Source organism: Gordonia iterans (assembly GCF_002993285.1).
In the GTDB taxonomy this organism is placed as follows: domain Bacteria; phylum Actinomycetota; class Actinomycetes; order Mycobacteriales; family Mycobacteriaceae; genus Gordonia; species Gordonia iterans.
The window spans coordinates 3943990-3961977 of record NZ_CP027433.1 but is presented as its reverse complement, the minus strand read 5'-3'; the positions used below and the strand labels follow the sequence as shown (position 1 = coordinate 3961977).

The following is a 17988-nucleotide window of genomic DNA, read 5'->3' as shown; positions in this document are numbered from 1 at the left end:
ACTGACGACTGGTAGCCGTCGGACGGACCACGTAGACCGCCCGGTGTGAATCGGGGATCGTGGACGTCATCTACCGCATCTACCGCGTTTCGCCGGATGGGCCGGTGTCATTCGCGGCCGGACGAGATCCAGGCCGGATCGGCGACGATGTTGCGGTCGCCGACCACGAGTCCGGCGACGCCGTCGAGCTCGGCGACGGCATCGTCGTCGAGCACCAGATCGACTGCTGCGGCGTTCTCGGCGAGGCGGTCGATCGACCGGGTTCCGGGGATCGGCACCACTGGTAGTCCGGCACGACGTCCTGCCGCATACAGCCACGCGAGGGCCACCTGCGCGTTAGTGGCGCCGAGGCGTCGTGCCACTCCGGTCACGACGTCGACCACTTGCTGGTTGGCGGCCCAGTTCTCGCCGGTGCGTGTGGTCGCGCCGCGCAGATCGGCGGCAACCTGCTCGCGGGTCAGCGTGCCGGTGAGGAAACCGCGGCCGAGCGGTGAGTACGGGACGAAGCCGACACCGAGTTCGGCGCACGCGGGCACCACCCGCTTCTCCACGTCACGCGACCACAGGCTCCATTCGCTCTGCACCGCGGCGATCGGCCAGACTGATTGGGCAGCATGGAGTTCCGGTGCAGTTACCTCCGACAGCCCCAGGTGACGGACTTTGCCCGCGGCCACCATGTCGGACATCGCTCCGACCGTCTCCTCGATTGGCACGTCGGGGTCCCGACGGTGCAGGTACCAGAGATCGATCACGTCGGTCCCGAGCCTCTGCAGTGAGGCATCGCAGGACCGCCGGACGTACTCGCGGTCGCCTCGGGTGCGCTTGGCGCCGGCCTCGATCACCGAGCCGATCCGGCCGGTGATCCCGAACTTGGTGGCCAGCACCACGTCGTCGCGCCGGTCGGCGAGGAGTCGTGCGACGAGCCGCTCGTTGGTGCCCGCGGGACCGTCGGTGCCCGGTTCGGGTGCGCCGTAGACGTCGGCGGTGTCGATGAAGGTGATCCCCGCATCGACCGCGGCGTTCAGTACCGCAAGCGCGGTCGCGTCGTCGGTGCCGCCGTAGACCGGCGTGACGGCCATCGCGCCGAAGCCCATTGCGGAAGTGTCCAGGCCGTCGCCCAGCGTGGTCGTGTGCATGGAAGTTGTTTCCTTTCAGTCGTTCTCGCCAGTACGACGCTGCTCGGCGCGCTCGCCCGGATCGGTGATGGTCTGCTCGGCGCAGTCGAGTCCGGCGTCGATCAGCCGCCGGTAGTGCTCGACCTTCCGATCGACGGCGTCGAGGTCGTCGGCGAGTTCCCGGATCCGGGACTCGATCTCCTCCCGGTGTTCCTCCAGCAGCCGCATCCGGCGGCCGTGGGTGCGGGCGCCCTGCGCCACCATGGTCACGAAGTCGCGCATCTGGGCGACCGGCATCCCGGTGCGCCGCAGCCGGACCAGGAGATCGATCATCCGGACGGTGGCGTCGTCGTACTGCCGGACGCCGGCGGTGTTGCGCGGCACGGCGGGGATCAGGCCCTCGGACTCGTACCAGCGAAGCGTGTCGCGGGTGAGGCCGGTCCGCGCGGACACTTCGGCGATGGAGAGGCGGTCGTCTTCAGGCATGCCGCCACGCTATGACTTCGAGTGCACTCCAGCGCAAGCACCGGTGGGAAGGCTCAGGTGGGAATCGTCTCGCTCACCATTTTGGCGCGTGACACTAGAAACTCCCGATGCCCTTGCCGAGCATGGAGACGCCGATCACGAGCAGCAGGACCGCCATGATGACCGCGTTCTCCCGCTCGAGCCAGCCGCGCAGAGCGTCGAGCGGACCGCGGAGCTTGTCCGCGGCGACGAGGTACGCGATCACGGGAACCGCAACGGTGCTGGCGGCGATCAGCGTGAACACGACGATCGCGACGACGATCGAGCCGACTTCCAGGGACGCTGATCCGATGTCGACGCCGGCGCCGGCGGCCATGATGAGGTTCTTCGGATTCAATGCCGACAGCAGGAAGCCGAGTCCGAGCGCGACCGGGAAGGTGACCTTGTCGATCGCCTGCATCCATTTCGGCAGGGCCGGAGCGGCATCTCCCCGGGGCCGTCCTCTCCACTGCTTGAGGGCGAGGAGCAGCAGGAGCGCGCCGAGGGCGAGTTTGACGATTCCCTGCACGGGCTTGGAGGCGGTCGGATCATCCTCCGGGAGGATCGACGAGAGCAGCGTGAACACGACTACGGCGACGACGATGCCGACGACCCAGCCGAGCAGGAACCCGACGCTGGTGACCCGCGCTTTCGGGGAGAGAAGCATGAGGATGGCGGCGATGATCGGGATCGGGCTGATCGCGATACCCAGTGCGAGGGGGAGAATCTCCCCGATGGCAGCACCCATGGATGAACTCGTTTCTTAGTGTGGATCTGGCGTGGGTTCTGGTGGAGAGAGGGCGGCCAGGGCGGCCCGGTTGGTGGGGTAGACGGTCTGGTCGCCGAGGAGGCCGAGCTGGGCGAGCCGGTCGAGGGTCTCGGGCCGCACCCGGCTGAAGCCGAGGGTGACGGACTGATCTGCGAGCCAATTCTGCAGGGCTTCGAAGGATTCGGCACCGGTGACGTCGACGTCGGTGACGGCTTCCATGTCGACCACGAGATGCCGCACCGATCCGGGCTCCGCACTGGTGATCGCGGATTTCACGGCCCGGCTGAAGACGTCGCCGTTGGCGAAGAACAGCGGTGCCGCGAGCCGGATCACGACGACGCCGGGTCCGGTGACGCTGCCCCTCGGCGCGTCCGTCAGCAGTGACTCGCCGGGGTCGCCGGAAGCTTCCAGCACGTCGATGGCCGGGTTCGCCGCGCGTTTGGCGAGGTTGATCAGCGCGAGGACGAACGCGACCACGATGCCGGCCATCGATCCGACCATCAGGGTGACGACGAAGCAGACGGCGCCGATCGCGAACTCGAACCGGTCCTTGCCCCACAGCATCGCGAAATCGCGGATACCCAGCAGCGGGATGATCGCGACCGCCACGATCGCCCCGATCGCCGGTGACGGGATGTCGGTCAGCAGGGCGGTGCCGAACAGCAGCAGCAGGAGCGTGCCGGCCGCGAGCACGAGGGACGGCAGCTGCGTGCGCGATCCCGACTGATCCATCGCCGCGGTGCGCGAGGTCGACGAGCCCATGGTGAAGCTCGCCGACGCACCGGCGGCGATGTTGCCGACGCCGAAGGCGAACAGGTCGCGGTTCGGTTTGGTGGTGTAGCCGCGCTTCTCGCCGTAGGCGCGCGACACGAGCAGGCCTCGGCGGTGGTGATCATGGTGAGCGCGATCGCAGACGGGATGAGGGCGAGCCACAACGACCAGTCGAGAACGGGCCAGGTCAGCCGAGGGGGACCGGCCGGTACTTCCCCGAGCACGTCGACTCCGGCGGACTGCGCGTTCGTGAGCACCGCCACGACGGTCGCGACGACGAGCACGACCAGCGCCCACGGCAGCGCAGGCAGCAGACGCCGCCCGCCGACCAGCACCACGACCGCCGCGACCGAGATCAGCAGGGACCAGACGTTCGTGGTGCCGATCCCGGTGACGAGTCCGGTCAGTTTCTCGACGAACTCGCCGCCCGAGTCGATCTTCACGCCGAGCATCTTCGCGACCTGGCTCACCATGATGTCCAGGGCCAGACCGCCCACGAATCCCACCAGGATCGGTTTGGAGAGGAAGTTCGCCAGGAACCCGAGCTTGAAGAACGACAACCCGAGGAACATGACCCCGACGATGATCGCCTGAGCCAGCGCCAGCGAGGAGTAGTCGGCGCTTCCGGCGACCGCCAGTCCTCCGATCGAGGAGGCCACCAGCGCCGCGGCGGCGGCATCCGGGGAGGCCACCAGCTGTCGTGAGGACACCGTCAACGCGTACACGACCGTCGGCAGGATCAGCGCGTACAGGCCTGCCGTCACCGGCAGCCCGGCGATCTGCGCGTACCCGATGTTCAACGGGACCGCGATCGCGAGCAGGGTCACACCTGCCAGCAGCTCCCGCACCAGGTTCTGGCGGGTCAGCCCAGCAAGCGGCCGAACGTACAGTCCCCGCAGTGTTTCGAGCGTTGCGTTCACCACGGCCTCGATGCCGTCGTGTCGGAATCGGCGAACAGGGTCACGGACCTATGCGGGTGATCGCAGGGATCTGGTAGGTGCCGTCGAGCACTGCGGGACGGGGTTCGTACATTCGCAGCACGGGGCGGAAGTCGCCCGCGGGCGCCGGCAGCCAGTTCGCGCGCGCGGTGGGCTCGGCCGGTTCCGTGTGGCTGATCGTGATGACCAGGGAACCGTCGGCTTCGAACACGATCCCCGGAGTGCGATCCCCGATCGAGTACCGGTCGATGGGGTTGTCGACCATGAAGAAGTCCGGGACGTCGTACATGGTCAGCGACCAGAACGCGCCCACCGGAGGGGTGGGGGACAGGTGCAGCGTGTAGGTGCGCGACCCAGTGAGCTGCTCGCTCTGATCGTCCACGTACGTCATCACGTAGGCGGCCTCGTAGGCGTGGTTGCCCCACAGCCCGCCGGCGGCCGCCGCCGCACGTTCGACGATGCGCATCTTCGGGTCCGCGATCTTGAAGGCCGGGTCGTCCAGGGCGCCCACCTGGAAGAAGTCGAGGTTGTAGTCGAACGCGTGGAAGGTCAGCTTCCAGCCGTTCACGATCGGGCTGGTGCCCCCGGAATGCAGTACCTTCTGCAAGACGGCCGCGCCCTGCGCGTATCCGTCGGCGAGCGCCTTCGCCACCGCGTCGGGGGCCGCTGTGACGGGGCGCGCTGCGTCGTTGATGCCCAGCGGCGTCAGACTCTCCTGCAGCGGCCGGTCGCGTTCTGCGCCCGGAAAGGCACGACTCCACAGGCGCAGCTTGTCGAAGAACACGAGCGCCTCGGAGTCGGACGCTGCCGGCTGAGGGATGCCGTCGGCGGTCGCCTGCGGGTCCAGCGGGGTGAGAGTGGTGGCGTCCTGCAATTCGGCGACGGCGGGGAGGTCGTCGTCGCCGGCACACGCCCAGCGGCCGACGATCGATGCCACCAGTGTCGGGAACTCGATCACCGTCGCACCGGCCGGTGCATCGCCCGCCCAGCCAGGTGGGGCCAGGAGGAAGTCGCCGGCCGCGGTGCCGGTGGCGCGATGACCGACGTAGGCGAAATTGTCCGTCCAGGCATCCACGAACTGCAGCACGTAGTAGCGGCCCGAGGAGTCGGGCACGTGGAGGATGACCGGACCGACACTGAGGTCGAGCTGGGCCATCGAATACACGGTGTCGTTGTTGATCGTCACGAAGGTGTCGGCCGGTCCCGCTATCTTCCGGGCGTGACTGAAAGTGTTGAACGGCGCCGCGGGATTCGCCCCGACTCCCTCGTTCACGTACCGCTGCACCTGATCGAGGTTGAACACCAACGGGAATCCGTACAAGTACGCCTCGGTCGACAAGGCGGTGAGATTGGGGTTCGTCACGATGCCTCCTGAACTGAACGTCGGGGCGGGTGCGAGCGGCATCCGCGAGAAGCGTACCGCTCGCCGAAGGCGAGCGGACGTGGGAGCCGATGAAGCGACGCTACTCCGCTGGCTCGAGTGCGGGAACCGTCCATCTCCTCAGTTCGGCGACGCGTGGGCGATAGAGGCGGATCAGGAGATTCCACCCGTCCGGAGTCGGGATGGTGTTCGCTTCGGTGTCGAAATCGCCGAAGCGGACCGTCATAGAGCCGTCGTCGTTCAACGCGCCGAACACGTTGTTGACGTTGGTGACACCGGACGGACCCGGCTCGAAATAGCCGTCGCGGTTGTAGACGCTCACCGAGTAGAAGGCGTCGGCCGGCACGTCGCGGAAAGTCATCTGGTACCTGCCCGGCGTCACATCGGGGAAGACGGACACGTACGCGGCCTCGTCGTCAGGCAGCCCGCCCCACCCCGAAGCGGTGCCGAGAAGATGGTGGACGGGGTCCACCTGGGCTTTGCTGCCGAAGCTCTTCGAGTAACCGGGCAGCCCCTTCTGCAGGGTCAGCAGTGCGTCGCGGGTGGCCTTGTGGCTGGCCGGGTCGAAGGTGTTCGGCTCGAATGGGCGCGAGGCCTGTGCGTCCAGGAGCATTCCGTCCTGGATCCGGTGCACCTCGGCGATGTCCGCTGGGTCCGACGGGTTGAACAGGGTTCGCACGGCGAGGACGATGAAGTCCGAGCCGAGCTCTTCCGCTGAGAGCTCGTATGTGCCCGCGCCGTGCAGGACCCGGTTGATGTAGTGGTCCTGATTGATCAGCATCACCGACAGGTACCGGTCGCCGGCGTCGGGGATCGTGAAGGTGGCGCCCTGCGAGATGTCGACGATCGCCACCGAGTACAGCGTGTCGCGATTCTGCCGGATCACCGGTTGCCGGTCGAGCGGCGCCAGTTCGCGGTCATGGAAGACCGTGTTCACCGAGCCGGTGATCTTCAGGATCCCGCTCATCATCGCGTCCGTCTCCGCCCGCGCGAAGTTGTCCACATTCACCATGGTGTCGGGCATAGTCAGCTTCCTCCTGTTTGTGCAGCAGTCGTGGTCGGCGGGATTTCACTCGCGAGGCCGAGTTCAGGGAGGCCCTGGAAAGGGCGGGAGCACAGGGACGAAGAGCCAGTCGCGCCAGAAGTCGTTGAGCGACTCCGAGGTGTACGTGCTGGCGAGCGCGATGAAGTCCTCGGTGGTCGCGGCGCGGTAGCGGTACTTGTCCGTCCAGCGGTGGAGCAGTTGGAAGAACGCGCCGTCGCCCAGGCGAAGCCGTAGTGCGTGCAGGGTGATCGCGCCGCGCTTGTAGACCCAGTCGTCGAACATCACTTTCGGGCCCGGATCGGCCAGCGGCACGCGGACCGGTTCGGCGGCGAGCTTGGCGTAGTAGTGCCGTGCCCACTCCTCCGCCGAGCGCCCGCCGCTGCGTTGACTCCACAGCCATTCCGCGTAGCACGCGAAGCCCTCGTTCAGCCAGATGTCCCGCCATCGGGCGAGCGTCACCGAGTTGCCGAACCATTGGTGGGCCAGCTCGTGGGCGATCAGCCGCTCGTGTGTCAGCGAGCCGTCGCAGTGGTTGGCGCCGAATGTCGAGAAACTCTGCGCCTCCAGGGGGATGTCCAGGTCTTCGTCGACCACCACGGCGGTGTACTGCGGGAACGGATAGGGGCCGAAGAGCTCGGTGAAGACCTCCACCATCGCGACCTGGTTGGCGAAGCTCGCATCGAACCGCCGGCTCAGCCGCCGCGGCGACAGCGCGTAAACGGGCACCGGGGAGGTGGACAGGCGACGGTGCTCGTACTCGCCGATCTGAATCGACGCGAGATACGTCGCCATCGGCTCCACCTGCTCGTACACCCAGGTGGTGGTCGCCGCCGACCGCTTCTTGGCGATCAGCACCCCGTTGGCCAGCGCGTAATAGGGGCTGTCGGTGGTGACACTGATCTGAAACGGCGCCTTGGCCTCGGGGTGGTCGTCGCACGGGAACCATGACGGGGCGCCGTTCGGCTGGTTCGCGCACAGGGAACCGTCGTCGAGTTCCTCCCAGCCGACCGTGCCCCACAGGCTCCGGATCGGCCGCGGATTGCCCCCGTACCGCACCACCACGGTCATCGCCCCGCCCGGCGGGATCGGTTGTCCCGGCGTGATCGCCAGCTTGCCGCTGCGGTGCGAGTGCCGCGCCGGCTTGCCGTTGACGGTCACGCGCTCGACGCGCATGGCCCGGCCCAGATCCAAGGTGAAGCGGTTCAGCTGCTGGTACGACGTCGCCGTGATCGTGGCCGTGCCGCGCAACCGGTTCGACGAGACCCGGTAGTCGAGGGTCAGATCGTAGCGGGAGACCCGGAAGCCGAGGTTGCCGCTGTTCGGGAGGTACGGGTCGAGCTCGTGGGAGGTGCCGCTGAGGGTGGGGGTGTGAGTGACGCCCTTGCCCTTGTTCGGCACGCTGCGTTCTCCTCGATCCCGCTGGTGTGGTGCGGCGAGCGCCGCGGCCCTCACCCTACCGGGGGACGCCCCGACTCGCGCGTCGACGGCACGGTCGGTGCGGCGATGTCCCTACCGTGACGTATTTGTGGCGCGTCTGGCGGCCGCTGCGCCATCGTGGCTGGTCACCTGTGAGTGATCCGAAAGCTACGTCACGGTAGGGACACCGACGGCCGGTATCGGCTCAGTGCCCCGTGGCTTCCACGATCAGTTCCACGTGCGCGTCGCGCCCGACGAGGATCAGGGTCTCGCTGTCCGGCGGTGGGTCGACGTGAGTCGGAAGCGAGTCGCGCACGCTGGCGAGGGCGGGAGTGCCGGGCGGACACGGCAGTCCGGCGATCTGCGCGAGGCTCTCCTGCGAGTAGTCGGTGCAGGACAGTTCGTCGAAGGCCGGAAAGGTCGGATTCGCTTGTGCGACGAGATCTTCGGCGCTCGGAAGAGAGACGCTGATCCGATACGTGCCGCGGTAGCTCTCCTTGCCGGTGAACACCGGGAAGCGAGTCGCGGAGACGAACTCGAACTCCGGCGGGATCGTCACGTCGCGGGAGGCGAAGGCCTTCGCCGCGCGCTCGGCATCCATGTGGTCAGGCGTGAACGCATCGTCGTCGCCGAACGGGAAAGCCCACACCGTCGCGAAGAGCGCGATCGCCGCGATGAGCACCACCACCAGCACTGCCGCGAGGGCGAGGGTTGCCGCGAGTGCGATCTTGAGGCCCCGGAACTGCTTCGGCGGCTGGGGCGGGTGAGTCATCGGCGCGGCCACGGCGCAATCGGATTGCCCTGCCAGCGTGTGTAATCGGGGACATGATCGCCGCGCATCACCAACGAGCCGGGGCCGACGGTGGCGGCCGCGCCGATCGCCGAGGCCGGCAGGGCGACGCAGTGCGGACCGAGGGTCGCGCCAGGCGCCAGCTTCACCGAGTCGATGGCCATCACGCGGTCGTGGAACAGGTGGGTCTGGACCACGCAGCCGCGCTGCACGTTGGCGCCGTCGCCCAGTTCCACCAGGTCGGCCTCGGGCAGCCAGTACGACTCGCACCAGACTCCGCGGCCGATCTTCGCGCCGAGCGCCCGGAGCCACCAGTTGAGCACCGGCGTGCCGGCGGCCGCGTTGGCGAACCAGGGTGCGGCGACGGTCTCGACGAAGGCGTCGGAGAGCTCGTTGCGCCAGATGAACGAACTCCACAGCGGGTGCTCGCTCGCGCGCACCCGGCCGATCACCAGCCATTTCGCCGCGGCCGCAACGATTCCGGCCACCACGCCGGCGGTCAACAGCACCAGCCCGCCCACCAGGGTCGCCACCGCCGCATTCGACGACGACGCGATGGCCTGCAGCGTGAGCAGCACGCCGATGCCGAGCAGGAACGACACCCACACGGCGACCAGGCGCAGTGTCTCGACCACCGAGCGCGCGATCCGCAGCCTCAGCGGCGGTGCGAACGTCCGCGAACTGTCGGCTTCACCGGCGGTTCGGCGCAGGCGCTGCGGCGGACTGCCGAGCCAGCTGGACCCGGCCTTCGCCTTGGCCGGGGCCGCCGACAGGACGGCGACCAGACCGCCCTTGGGCACCTTCCGTTCGGGCGCGACCATCCCGGAGTTGCCCAGGAAGGCGCGCTTGCCGACCCGGGCCTCGCCGATCCGCATCCAGCCGCCCCCGAGCTCGTACGACGCCATCATGGTGTCGTCAGCCAGGAACGACTGGTCCCCGACGACGGTGAACTTCGGGATCACCAGCGCGGTGGAGATCTCGGTGTCTTTGCCGATGGTGGCGCCGAGGGCGCGGAACCACCACGGTGTCAGCAGACTCGCGTACAGCGGGAACAGGTAGGTGCGCGCGGAGTCCATCACTCGTTCGGTGAGCCAGACCTGCCAGCCGGTGCGGCTGCGCACCGGATAGGACCCGGGCTTCAGGCCGAGCGACGCCAGCCGTACGACGACCAGGGTCACCAGCGCGAAGGTGCCCAACGCGGCGAGCACCCCGAGCGGGCTCAGTGCCAGCGCACGCAGTGCCGCCGAGCCGAGGTCGTCCGACGAGAGCGCCCACGAGAACGTGACCACCAGGCCGGCGGCGAGCGAGATCAACGGGATACCCGCGATCAGCAGCGCCGACAGCGCGTAGATCGGCACCCAGTGACGGCGCGCCTGCGGGCGCTGATCCGGCCAGTGCGACTTGGCCTTGCCCAGCTTCACCGCGGGCGACCCCGCCCATCGCTGGCGCGCCTTGACCTTGCCGATCACGGTGGAACCGGGGTCGACGATCGCATCGCGACCGACCACCGAGCCCGGGAGCAGCGTGGAGCGGGAGCCCACCGTGGCGCCGCGCTTGATCTCCACGCGGCCGAGGTGCAGCACGTCGCCGTCCAGCCACCAGCCGGACAGGTCCACTTCGGGTTCGATCGCGGCGCCGTCGCCCACCGTCAGCATGCCGGTGACCGGCGGCAGGGAGTGCAGGTCGACGCCGGCGCCGAGCGAGGCCCCGAGGGCGCGCGCCAGGTGCGGCATCCAGGGCGCACCGGAGGCGTTGTGCGCACCGCTGGCCTCCATCAGCCGCTCGGCGATCCAGAGCCGGACGTGCACCGATCCGCCTCGTGGGTGTTCTCCCGGGGTCACGCCACTCAGGAGCAGACGTGCGCCGCCGGCGGCGATCACCAGGCGACCGAACGGAGTCACGAAGATCAGGAAGGCCGCCAGCAGCACCCACCAGTTCACATGAATCAGCCAGGGCGCGGAGTAGCCCAGCGCATCCGCGGCTGCCCGGCCGACGTTGTTCGCCACGCCCAGCCAGGTCATCCAGGCGATGCCCGTCAGGGTGGCCAGCGGGACCGCGGCCAGGACCTGGAGCAGGCCGGTCCGCGCGGGAATCGGGGTCGCTTCGCGAGCTTCGGCGGCTTCGGTCGGGGCGAGCGAGTCGAGCAGATCGGCGAGCGAGCCCAGGCGGGGATGGTCGTAGAGTTCGGCGACGGTGATCTCCGGGTAGCGCGTGCGCAGTCCGCTGACCAGCTGTGCGGCCGAGAGAGAGCCGCCGCCTTCGGTGAAGAAGTCCGCGTCGGGTCCGGTCACCGTGACTCCGAGCACCTCGGCCCACTGATCGGCCAGCCAGGCCTGGGTGGCAGTCAGCTCGGCGGCGGGTTCGTGGCTCTGCCCGGACGGGCCGCCGGGCACCGGCCACGGCAGCGCGTCGCGATCGACCTTGCCGGAGGTGCGGGTCGGTAGCTCGTCGAGCAGCACCAGGCGCGGCACCATCGCCGCGGGCAGCTCCGCGCGCAGGCGGGCCTGCGCGGCGGTCAGGTCGAACGCCGAATCGGTCGAGGCGAGATAGCCGATCAGCATGGCGTTGCCCGCGGCGTTCTTGCGTACCGCGCACGCGCCGCCGCTCACCCCGGGCAGGTTCTGCAGAGCGTTGTCGACCTCGCCGAGCTCGATCCGCCGTCCGCCGATCTTCACCTGGTCGTCGGCGCGCCCGACGAACAGCAGACCCGCCGGGTCCAGCCGGACCACGTCGCCGCTGCGGTAGGCGCGCGCCCAGCCGAGCGAGTCGAGCGGGGCGTACTTCTCGGCGTCCTTGTCCGGATCCAAATAGCGGGCCAGCCCGACGCCGCCGATCACCAATTCACCGGTCTCGCCGACGGCCACCGGTTGCCCCGCGCCGTCGACGACGGCCAGATCCCACCCGTTCAGCGGCAGGCCGATCCGCACCGGCTCCCCGGCGTACAGGCGCGCGGCGGAGGCGACCACGGTGGCCTCGGTGGGGCCGTAGGTGTTCCAGACCTCGCGGTCGGAGGTGGCCAGGCGGTCGGCGAGTTCGGGTGGGCAGGCCTCGCCGCCGAAGATCAGCAGGCGCACCGCCTCGAGCGCTTCGGCCGGCCAGAGCGCGGCCAGTGTCGGGACCGTGGAGACCACGTTGACATCGCGCATCACCAGCCAGGGGCCGAGGTCCATGCCGCTGCGCACCAGCGAGCGCGGGGCCGGAACCAGGCAGGCACCGTGCCGCCAGGCGAGCCACATCTCCTCGCAGGAGGCGTCGAATGCCACCGAGAGGCCGGCGAGCACGCGATCGCCCGGACCGAGCGGGGCATCTTGCAGGAAGAGCTCGGCTTCGGCGTCGACGAATGCGGCCGCATTGCGGTGGGTCACGGCGACGCCCTTCGGGGTGCCAGTGGAGCCGGAGGTGAAGATGATCCAGGCGTCGTCGTCGACGGTCGCCGGAGAATGCTCCAGCGCCTCGCCGTCTCCGGCGGCGCGATGCCGGCCGCCGTACCGGGAGATGCCGTCTGCGGTGAGGGCGGCGTCGATCTGTGCTTCGCCGAACACCAGCTCGGCCCGCTCATCGGGGTCGTCGGCGTCGACCGGCACGTAGGCCGCTCCGGCGAAGAGCGTCGCGAGGATCGCGATGTAGAGGTCGCGGTGCCCGGACGGCATCCGGATGCCGACACGGTCGCCGTGCCCGATCTCGGCGTCGGCGAGCCGGCCGGCCATCCGCCGCACCACGGCCAGGAGTTCGGAGTAGGTCAGGACCTGGTCGCCGTCGTCGATCGCCGGCGCATCCGGATGGGCCGCCGCGGTGGCGGTGAGGATGTCGACGAGGGTGCGCGCGGCGGGCGCCTGGGCGGCGCGCAGGAACTCCTCGGGTATCGGCACAGCGTTGATTGTGCACCACGATGCCCGGTTTCGCCGTCGCGGCGGTCCGGACGTGAACCGGTGTCGAACACGGGGATTCGGGGAGGTGAACGCGCCGGGACTCGCCGGTGCGGCGGTCGGCGGCGTCACTGCCACCGTATGGTGGCATCGACGGAGAAGTCCGGCGACGGTCCGGCACCGCGAGAGGACGCGCGCGAGGCATGAGTGAACGCAAGACCACAGAACAGCTCTTCGGGATCGACCGGCTGCTCGACGACGACGAGCGCGCGATCGCCGCGACGGTCGCCGACTTCGGGGCCAAACGACTGCGCCCGCAGGTGGCCGGCTGGTTCGAGGACGGCGCCCTGCCGGTGCGGGAGCTGGCCCGCGAACTCGGCGACGTGGGCCTGTTCGGCATGCACCTGGACGGGTACGGGTGCGCCGGGACGTCGGCGACGGCCTACGGGTTGGCCTGCCTGGAGGCCGAGGCCGTCGACAGCGGGCTGCGCAGCTTCGTGTCGGTGCAGGGCTCGCTGTCGATGTTCGCCATCCACCGCTGGGGCAGCGAGGAACAGAAGCGGGAGTGGCTGCCGCGCATGGCGACGGGCGAAGCGCTCGGCTGCTTCGGTCTCACCGAACCGGATTACGGGTCGAATCCGGCGGGCATGCTGACCAACGCGCGACGTGACGGCGACGACTGGATCCTGAACGGCTCCAAGATGTGGATCACCAACGCCCCGGTCGCCGACGTCGCGGTGGTGTGGGCGCGGACCGACCTGGAGCAGGGGTCACGCGGCATTCGCGGGTTCCTGATTCCCGCCGGTACACCGGGGTTCAGTGCACCGGAGATCAAGCACAAGATGTCGCTGCGGGCTTCGGTGACCGGGGAGATCGTGCTCGACGACGTGCGGGTGCCCGCCTCGGCGATGCTGCCGGAGGCGCAGGGGCTGCGCGGCCCGCTGAGCTGTCTCAACGAGGCGCGCTTCGGCATCGTCTTCGGTGCGGTGGGCGCCGCTCGCGACTGTCTGGAGACCGCGATCGAGTACGCGTCGACACGCGAAGTGTTCGACAAGCCGCTCGCCGGCTACCAGATGACCCAGGCCAAGCTCGCCGACATGTCGGTGGAACTGGGCAAGGCGTACCTGCTGGCCATTCAGCTGGGCCGGATCAAGGACTCCGGCAAGATCGCTCCCGAGCAGGTGAGCCTGGGCAAGCTGAACAACGTCCGCGAGGCGATCGAGATCGCCCGCAAGTGTCGGACCATCCTGGGCGCCAACGGAATCACGCTCGAGTACCCGGTGATCCGGCATGCCAACAACCTCGAATCCGTCCTCACCTACGAGGGCACCAGCGAGATGCACCAGCTGATGATCGCCAAGGCGCTCACCGGCGAGGACGCGTTCCGCTGAGCCCGACCGCCGAAGTACGACGCCGCGGGAACGATGGTCGAACCGGGCGACGAAGAACGACCGAGGGAGAGCTGGTTGAGCCGGCGACGAAGAGTGACGCCGCGGGGACCGCTGGTTGAGCCGGGCGACGAAGAGTGACGCCGCGGAATCGCTGGTTGAGCCGGGCGACGAAGGAGCCCGAGTCGAAACCACACACCGACAGATTCACCTAACCGAAGAAGAACCGGCAGTGAGGGAATGCACATGGCAGCAGAGCTGAAACTCGGACTGAAGGCATCGGCGGAGCAGTTCGCTCCCCGCGAACTGGTGGAGGTCGGGGTGGCCGCCGAGGAGTTCGGCCTCGACTCGGTCACCGTGAGCGACCACTTCCAGCCCTGGCGGCACAACGGCGGCCACGCTCCGTTCTCACTCGCCTGGCTTACCGCGGTCGGCGAGCGCACCGAGCGTGTGCAGCTGGGCACCTCGGTCCTCACCCCGACGTTCCGTTACAACCCGGCGGTCATCGCCCAAGCCTTCGCGACTCTCGGCTGCCTGTATCCCGGGCGCGTGATGCTCGGGGTCGGCACGGGAGAGGCGCTCAACGAGTACGCCACCGGCTTCACTGGCGAGTGGCCCGAGTTCAAGGAGCGCTTCGCCCGGCTCAGGGAGGCCGTCGCGTTGATGCGGGAACTGTGGACCGGTGACGAGGTGAGCTTCGACGGCGAGTACTACACGACGCAAGGCGCGTACATGTACGACGTCCCCGCGGACCCGATCCCGGTGTACGTCGCGGCCGGCGGACCGGTGGTCGCGCGGTACGCAGGCCGCGCGGGCGACGGGTTCATCTGCACCTCGGGCAAGGGGATGGAGCTCTACACCGAGAAGCTGATCCCCGCGGTACGCGAAGGCGCAGCCAAGGCGGACCGAAACTTCGCCGACATCGACCGCATGATCGAGATCAAGATCTCCTACGACCCGGACCCGGAGAAGGCGCTGGAGAACACCCGGTTCTGGGCGCCGCTCTCGCTCACTCCGGAGCAGAAGCACTCGGTGAACAGCTCGGTGGAGATGGAACGCCTTGCCGACGAGCTTCCGATCGAGCAGGTCGCCAAGCGCTGGATCGTGGCGTCCACCCCGGACGAGGCGATCGCGCAGATCAAGCCGTATCTCGACGCCGGCCTCAACCACCTGGTGTTTCACAATCCGGGGGCCGATCAGCGCCGCTTCCTGGAGGCGTTCACCGCCGAGGTGGTGCCGGGCCTGCGGGAGCTGGCCGTCGTCCAGGAGTGAGATGCGCGACGACGGCGTAGGACGTTTCGACACGGTCTCGCCCTAGCGGGTTCGTCCGGCTCAACGAGCGATGGGCGGGTCGGCGAAGGTTTCGATGGTTGAGCCCGGCGAACATAGTGAGTAGGTGTCGAAACCACGTCCCTGGCGGCGTTTCGACACGGTCTCGCCCTAGCGGGCTCGTCCGGCTCAACGAGCGGATGGGCCCTAGCGGGCTCGCCTCGCTCAACGAGCGATGGGCCCGGGGCTCGTCCGGTTCAATGAGCGATGGACCGGGTGGATCGGCGAAGATCTCGATAGAGCCCGTCTCGGCGCGCGTGCGGCCGGATTACCCGGAAGGGTCGGGCGCCGGAGTCTCAATGACCGTGGTGGTCACGGTGCGGGTGCGGACTTCCGTGGTGGTCACCGTCTCGGTCTCGGTGGCCGTCTGGCGCTGGGTCTGGGTCGCGGTCTGGCGTTCGGTCCGGGTTTCGGTGGCCGTCTCGGTGGTCGGCTCGCTGTGGATCTCCTCCACCTCGGTGATCGTCGTCGTCACCGGGGCGGACTGGCCCCCGCGGCCCTGCTGGCCCAGCGCGAAGAAGCCGATGATGACGAGCAGCGCGGCGGCGACGGCGAGGGCGGCGATGATCTGCCAGCGCCGCGCAGCCGAAGAGCTGCCGGCGCCCGGAACCATAGTGGTGGCCTGACTGTCCGGGGCCGGGTAGACGCCGTCGGTCGGCCGGCCCGAAGTCCCGTAGCCGGCGGTCTGCTCGTCGTACCCCGGGTACGGCTGTCCCGTGGGTTGCCCTGCCGGCTGCTGGGGATCGCTCGGCTGCTCGGGTGGTTGCGGCGTGCTCAACGTTCGGACTCCTTCACGCGGCCTTGCGGCCGCTGTCGGTTCTCCAGGCTACCGCGCGGCCGGGCCGGATCAGACGTCGGCGAACGGATCGGCAGTGCGGCCGACCAGGTCGGCGACCGAGTCGATCACCCGGGTGGGCCGGTACGGGAAGCCGTCCACCGACTCCGCGGTGGAGATTCCGGAGAGCACCAGAATGGTGCGCAGACCGGCCTCGAGACCGGAGATCACATCGGTGTCCATCCGATCGCCGATCATCAGAGTGGTCTCCGAGTGTCCGCCCATCCGGCGCAACGCCGAGCGCATCATCAGCGGATTCGGCTTGCCTACGTAGTACGGCTCGCGGCCCGTCGCGGCGGTGATCAGCGCGGCCACCGACCCGGTCGCCGGGAGCGGACCCGCCGACGACGGGCCCGTGGTGTCCGGATTGGTGGCGATGAACCGCGCCCCGCGCTCGACCAGCCGGATCGCCGTGGTGATCGCCTCGAACGAGTAGGTCCGGGTTTCCCCGAGCACCACGTAGTCGGGATCGGAGTCGGTCAGCACGTAGCCGATCTCGTGCAGGGCGGTGGTGAGTCCGGATTCTCCGACTACATATGCGCTGCCGCCGGGCCGCTGCGTGCTGAGGAACTGTGCGGTCGCCAGGGCCGAGGTCCAGATGTTCTCCTCGCCCACGTCCAGCCCGGTCGCCCGCAGCCGGGCTTTCAGATCGCGCGGCGTGCGGATCGAATTGTTGGTCAGGAGGCTGAACGGGATCCCGGCGTCGCGCAACTCGTTGACAAAGGTGTCCGCACCGGGGATCAGGCGTTCCTCGCTGATCAGCACGCCGTCCATGTCCATCAGGTAGGTGAGGCTCATGGGTCCAGGGTAGGCCCCGCCGGGCCGTCTCGCGCAGGTCCGAGCGGCTCCGTCGCGTCGTCTGCGGGAGTGCTCAAAAACACATCTCCCGACGGGGGGCGATGCTCGCCATGCCGAGCGGTTGTCTAGCATGATGGACGTGACGTCGATCGGACTTTGAGCCGGATACGGCACATCGGTGAGGGATTCGGGCCAAATCGCCGGTGTCGCTGCGGTTCTACGCGCTAGCGTTCAGGTTGACGGGGGGTAAGTGAGCGTTCTCGGCGTGACAGTCGAGCACGTTCTCGAGCGAGACGAGGGTGGGTTCGATAGATGTCGGTGGAGAGCATCCAGCGGCCTGCGTGTGAGGTGATCCTCCATGCCGCGGGGCTGGGAGTCGATGCCTCGTGGGGACACATCTTCGGGCCCGTCGACCTGCAGATCCGCCGTGGCGGCGTCACGGTGATCGCCGGTTCGGGCGGCCGCGGCCGCACCGCGCTGCTCTTGACCCTCTGCGGCCGGATGAAGCCGACCACCGGTTCGCTCACCGCCTTCGGCCGAACCGGCGACGTCCGTCACCTGTTCACCAACTCGGCGATGGGCTTCATCGAGGAAGTCGACGGCATCCGCCAGACGATCCGGGTCCGGGACGTGCTCACCGAACACCTGCGCTGGCAGGCGCCCTGGTACAAGCTGGTCGGCGTCGCCGACGAGGACGACCTCGAGCGCATGTGCCGGTCGACGTTCGGTCCGCTGACGCTTCCCGCGATGGACGCGTACGTCGAGGAACTGCCCGAACTGACCGCGGCCCTGCTTCACGTGGCGATGGGCAACCTGCGCACGCCGCCGCTGCTGGTGGTCGGCGGCGCCGACAACATGGCGCGGGACGTGAACTCGCACAAGTTCATCGAGCGGCTGATCGATCTGGGCCGCAACCAGACAGTCATCACTGCGGACGTCAACGGTGTGGCCATGCGGGACGGCATCACCGACGTGATCGAGGTCGGCAACCTCACCGACGACGAGTTCGTGCGGCTCGAGCGAGGGGACCGGATCCGGTGAAG

At 68.8% G+C, this 17988-nt stretch carries 14 protein-coding genes and 1 pseudogene; 3 read left to right on the top strand and 12 right to left on the bottom strand.

What is annotated here, in order from left to right; translation table 11 throughout:
* Positions 1 to 107: 107 nt before the first annotated feature.
* The 10 genes and pseudogenes from C6V83_RS17920 to C6V83_RS17880 all read right to left on the bottom strand — a co-directional run bounded on the left by C6V83_RS17920 (position 108) and on the right by C6V83_RS17880 (position 12727).
* A complete protein-coding gene (locus tag C6V83_RS17920) occupies positions 108 to 1136 on the bottom strand; it encodes an aldo/keto reductase (protein ID WP_105943560.1) in 1029 nt (342 codons plus the stop codon).
* Positions 1137 to 1151: 15 nt separating this feature from the next.
* Positions 1152 to 1601 carry a MerR family transcriptional regulator gene (locus C6V83_RS17915; protein WP_105943559.1) on the bottom strand — a complete coding sequence of 150 codons (450 nt, stop codon included), beginning with the start codon at positions 1599 to 1601 and terminating at the stop codon, positions 1152 to 1154.
* A 94-nt stretch (positions 1602 to 1695) separates the two neighbouring features.
* A complete protein-coding gene (locus C6V83_RS17910; RefSeq protein ID WP_105943558.1) occupies positions 1696 to 2367 on the bottom strand; it encodes a GAP family protein in 672 nt (223 codons plus the stop codon).
* Between the two features lie 15 nt (positions 2368 to 2382).
* Complete coding sequence (locus tag C6V83_RS18860) at positions 2383 to 2877, bottom strand: STAS domain-containing protein (protein WP_234354018.1); 495 nt, start codon at positions 2875 to 2877, stop codon at positions 2383 to 2385.
* 96 nt (positions 2878 to 2973) lie between these two features.
* Positions 2974 to 3986: pseudogene (locus C6V83_RS18855) on the bottom strand (SulP family inorganic anion transporter); the annotation flags it as partial.
* A gap of 133 nt (positions 3987 to 4119) precedes the next feature.
* Complete coding sequence (locus C6V83_RS17900) at positions 4120 to 5460, bottom strand: DUF1254 domain-containing protein (RefSeq protein WP_234353799.1); 1341 nt, start codon at positions 5458 to 5460, stop codon at positions 4120 to 4122.
* Between the two features lie 100 nt (positions 5461 to 5560).
* On the bottom strand, positions 5561 to 6502 hold the full coding sequence (locus C6V83_RS17895) for a DUF1254 domain-containing protein (RefSeq protein WP_105943556.1): 942 nt from the start codon (positions 6500 to 6502) through the stop codon (positions 5561 to 5563).
* 63 nt (positions 6503 to 6565) lie between these two features.
* The gene (locus C6V83_RS17890) at positions 6566 to 7921 is read right to left on the bottom strand and encodes a M1 family metallopeptidase (RefSeq protein ID WP_105943555.1); all 1356 of its coding nucleotides are present in this window, start codon (positions 7919 to 7921) and stop codon (positions 6566 to 6568) included.
* 223 nt (positions 7922 to 8144) lie between these two features.
* Positions 8145 to 8711, bottom strand: coding sequence for a hypothetical protein (locus tag C6V83_RS17885; protein WP_159067562.1), 567 nt, complete (start codon positions 8709 to 8711; stop codon positions 8145 to 8147).
* Positions 8708 to 12727: a Pls/PosA family non-ribosomal peptide synthetase gene (locus tag C6V83_RS17880; RefSeq protein ID WP_407646215.1), complete on the bottom strand. Its 4020-nt coding sequence runs from the start codon at positions 12725 to 12727 to the stop codon at positions 8708 to 8710. The genes C6V83_RS17885 and C6V83_RS17880 overlap by 4 nt, the downstream gene beginning before the upstream one ends.
* 71 nt (positions 12728 to 12798) lie before the next feature.
* Here C6V83_RS17880 and C6V83_RS17875 point away from each other — a divergent pair, with 71 nt between their 5' ends.
* Positions 12799 to 13986 carry an acyl-CoA dehydrogenase family protein gene (locus C6V83_RS17875; protein ID WP_105943552.1) on the top strand — a complete coding sequence of 396 codons (1188 nt, stop codon included), beginning with the start codon at positions 12799 to 12801 and terminating at the stop codon, positions 13984 to 13986.
* A gap of 243 nt (positions 13987 to 14229) precedes the next feature.
* Entirely contained in the window at positions 14230 to 15255 is a 1026-nt protein-coding gene (fgd, locus tag C6V83_RS17870; RefSeq protein WP_105943551.1) for a glucose-6-phosphate dehydrogenase (coenzyme-F420), read from the top strand.
* Positions 15256 to 15580: 325 nt separating this feature from the next.
* On the opposite strand, the gene C6V83_RS17865 is transcribed toward fgd, so the two are convergent.
* Together C6V83_RS17865 and C6V83_RS17860 are read right to left on the bottom strand one after the other, a co-directional pair.
* Positions 15581 to 16090, bottom strand: a complete 510-nt coding sequence (locus C6V83_RS17865) for a hypothetical protein (protein ID WP_105943550.1) — start codon at positions 16088 to 16090, stop codon at positions 15581 to 15583.
* Between the two features lie 69 nt (positions 16091 to 16159).
* Positions 16160 to 16945, bottom strand: coding sequence for an HAD-IIA family hydrolase (locus tag C6V83_RS17860; RefSeq protein ID WP_105943549.1), 786 nt, complete (start codon positions 16943 to 16945; stop codon positions 16160 to 16162).
* Between the two features lie 312 nt (positions 16946 to 17257).
* Here C6V83_RS17860 and C6V83_RS17855 point away from each other — a divergent pair, with 312 nt between their 5' ends.
* Complete coding sequence (locus tag C6V83_RS17855) at positions 17258 to 17986, top strand: ATP-binding cassette domain-containing protein (RefSeq protein WP_105943548.1); 729 nt, start codon at positions 17258 to 17260, stop codon at positions 17984 to 17986.
* The last annotated feature ends 2 nt before the right edge of the window (positions 17987 to 17988 follow it).

Coding starts and splice junctions, on each gene's coding strand:
- C6V83_RS17920 (WP_105943560.1), bottom strand. CDS start 1,136: ATGCACACGACCACGCTGGGCGACGGCCTGGACACTTCCGCAATGGGC.
- C6V83_RS17915 (WP_105943559.1), bottom strand. CDS start 1,601: ATGCCTGAAGACGACCGCCTCTCCATCGCCGAAGTGTCCGCGCGGACC.
- C6V83_RS17910 (WP_105943558.1), bottom strand. CDS start 2,367: ATGGGTGCTGCCATCGGGGAGATTCTCCCCCTCGCACTGGGTATCGCG.
- C6V83_RS18860 (WP_234354018.1), bottom strand. CDS start 2,877: ATGGCCGGCATCGTGGTCGCGTTCGTCCTCGCGCTGATCAACCTCGCC.
- C6V83_RS17895 (WP_105943556.1), bottom strand. CDS start 6,502: ATGCCCGACACCATGGTGAATGTGGACAACTTCGCGCGGGCGGAGACG.
- C6V83_RS17885 (WP_159067562.1), bottom strand. CDS start 8,711: ATGACTCACCCGCCCCAGCCGCCGAAGCAGTTCCGGGGCCTCAAGATC.
- C6V83_RS17875 (WP_105943552.1), top strand. CDS start 12,799: ATGAGTGAACGCAAGACCACAGAACAGCTCTTCGGGATCGACCGGCTG.
- fgd (WP_105943551.1), top strand. CDS start 14,230: ATGGCAGCAGAGCTGAAACTCGGACTGAAGGCATCGGCGGAGCAGTTC.
- C6V83_RS17860 (WP_105943549.1), bottom strand. CDS start 16,945: ATGAGCCTCACCTACCTGATGGACATGGACGGCGTGCTGATCAGCGAG.
- C6V83_RS17855 (WP_105943548.1), top strand. CDS start 17,258: ATGTCGGTGGAGAGCATCCAGCGGCCTGCGTGTGAGGTGATCCTCCAT.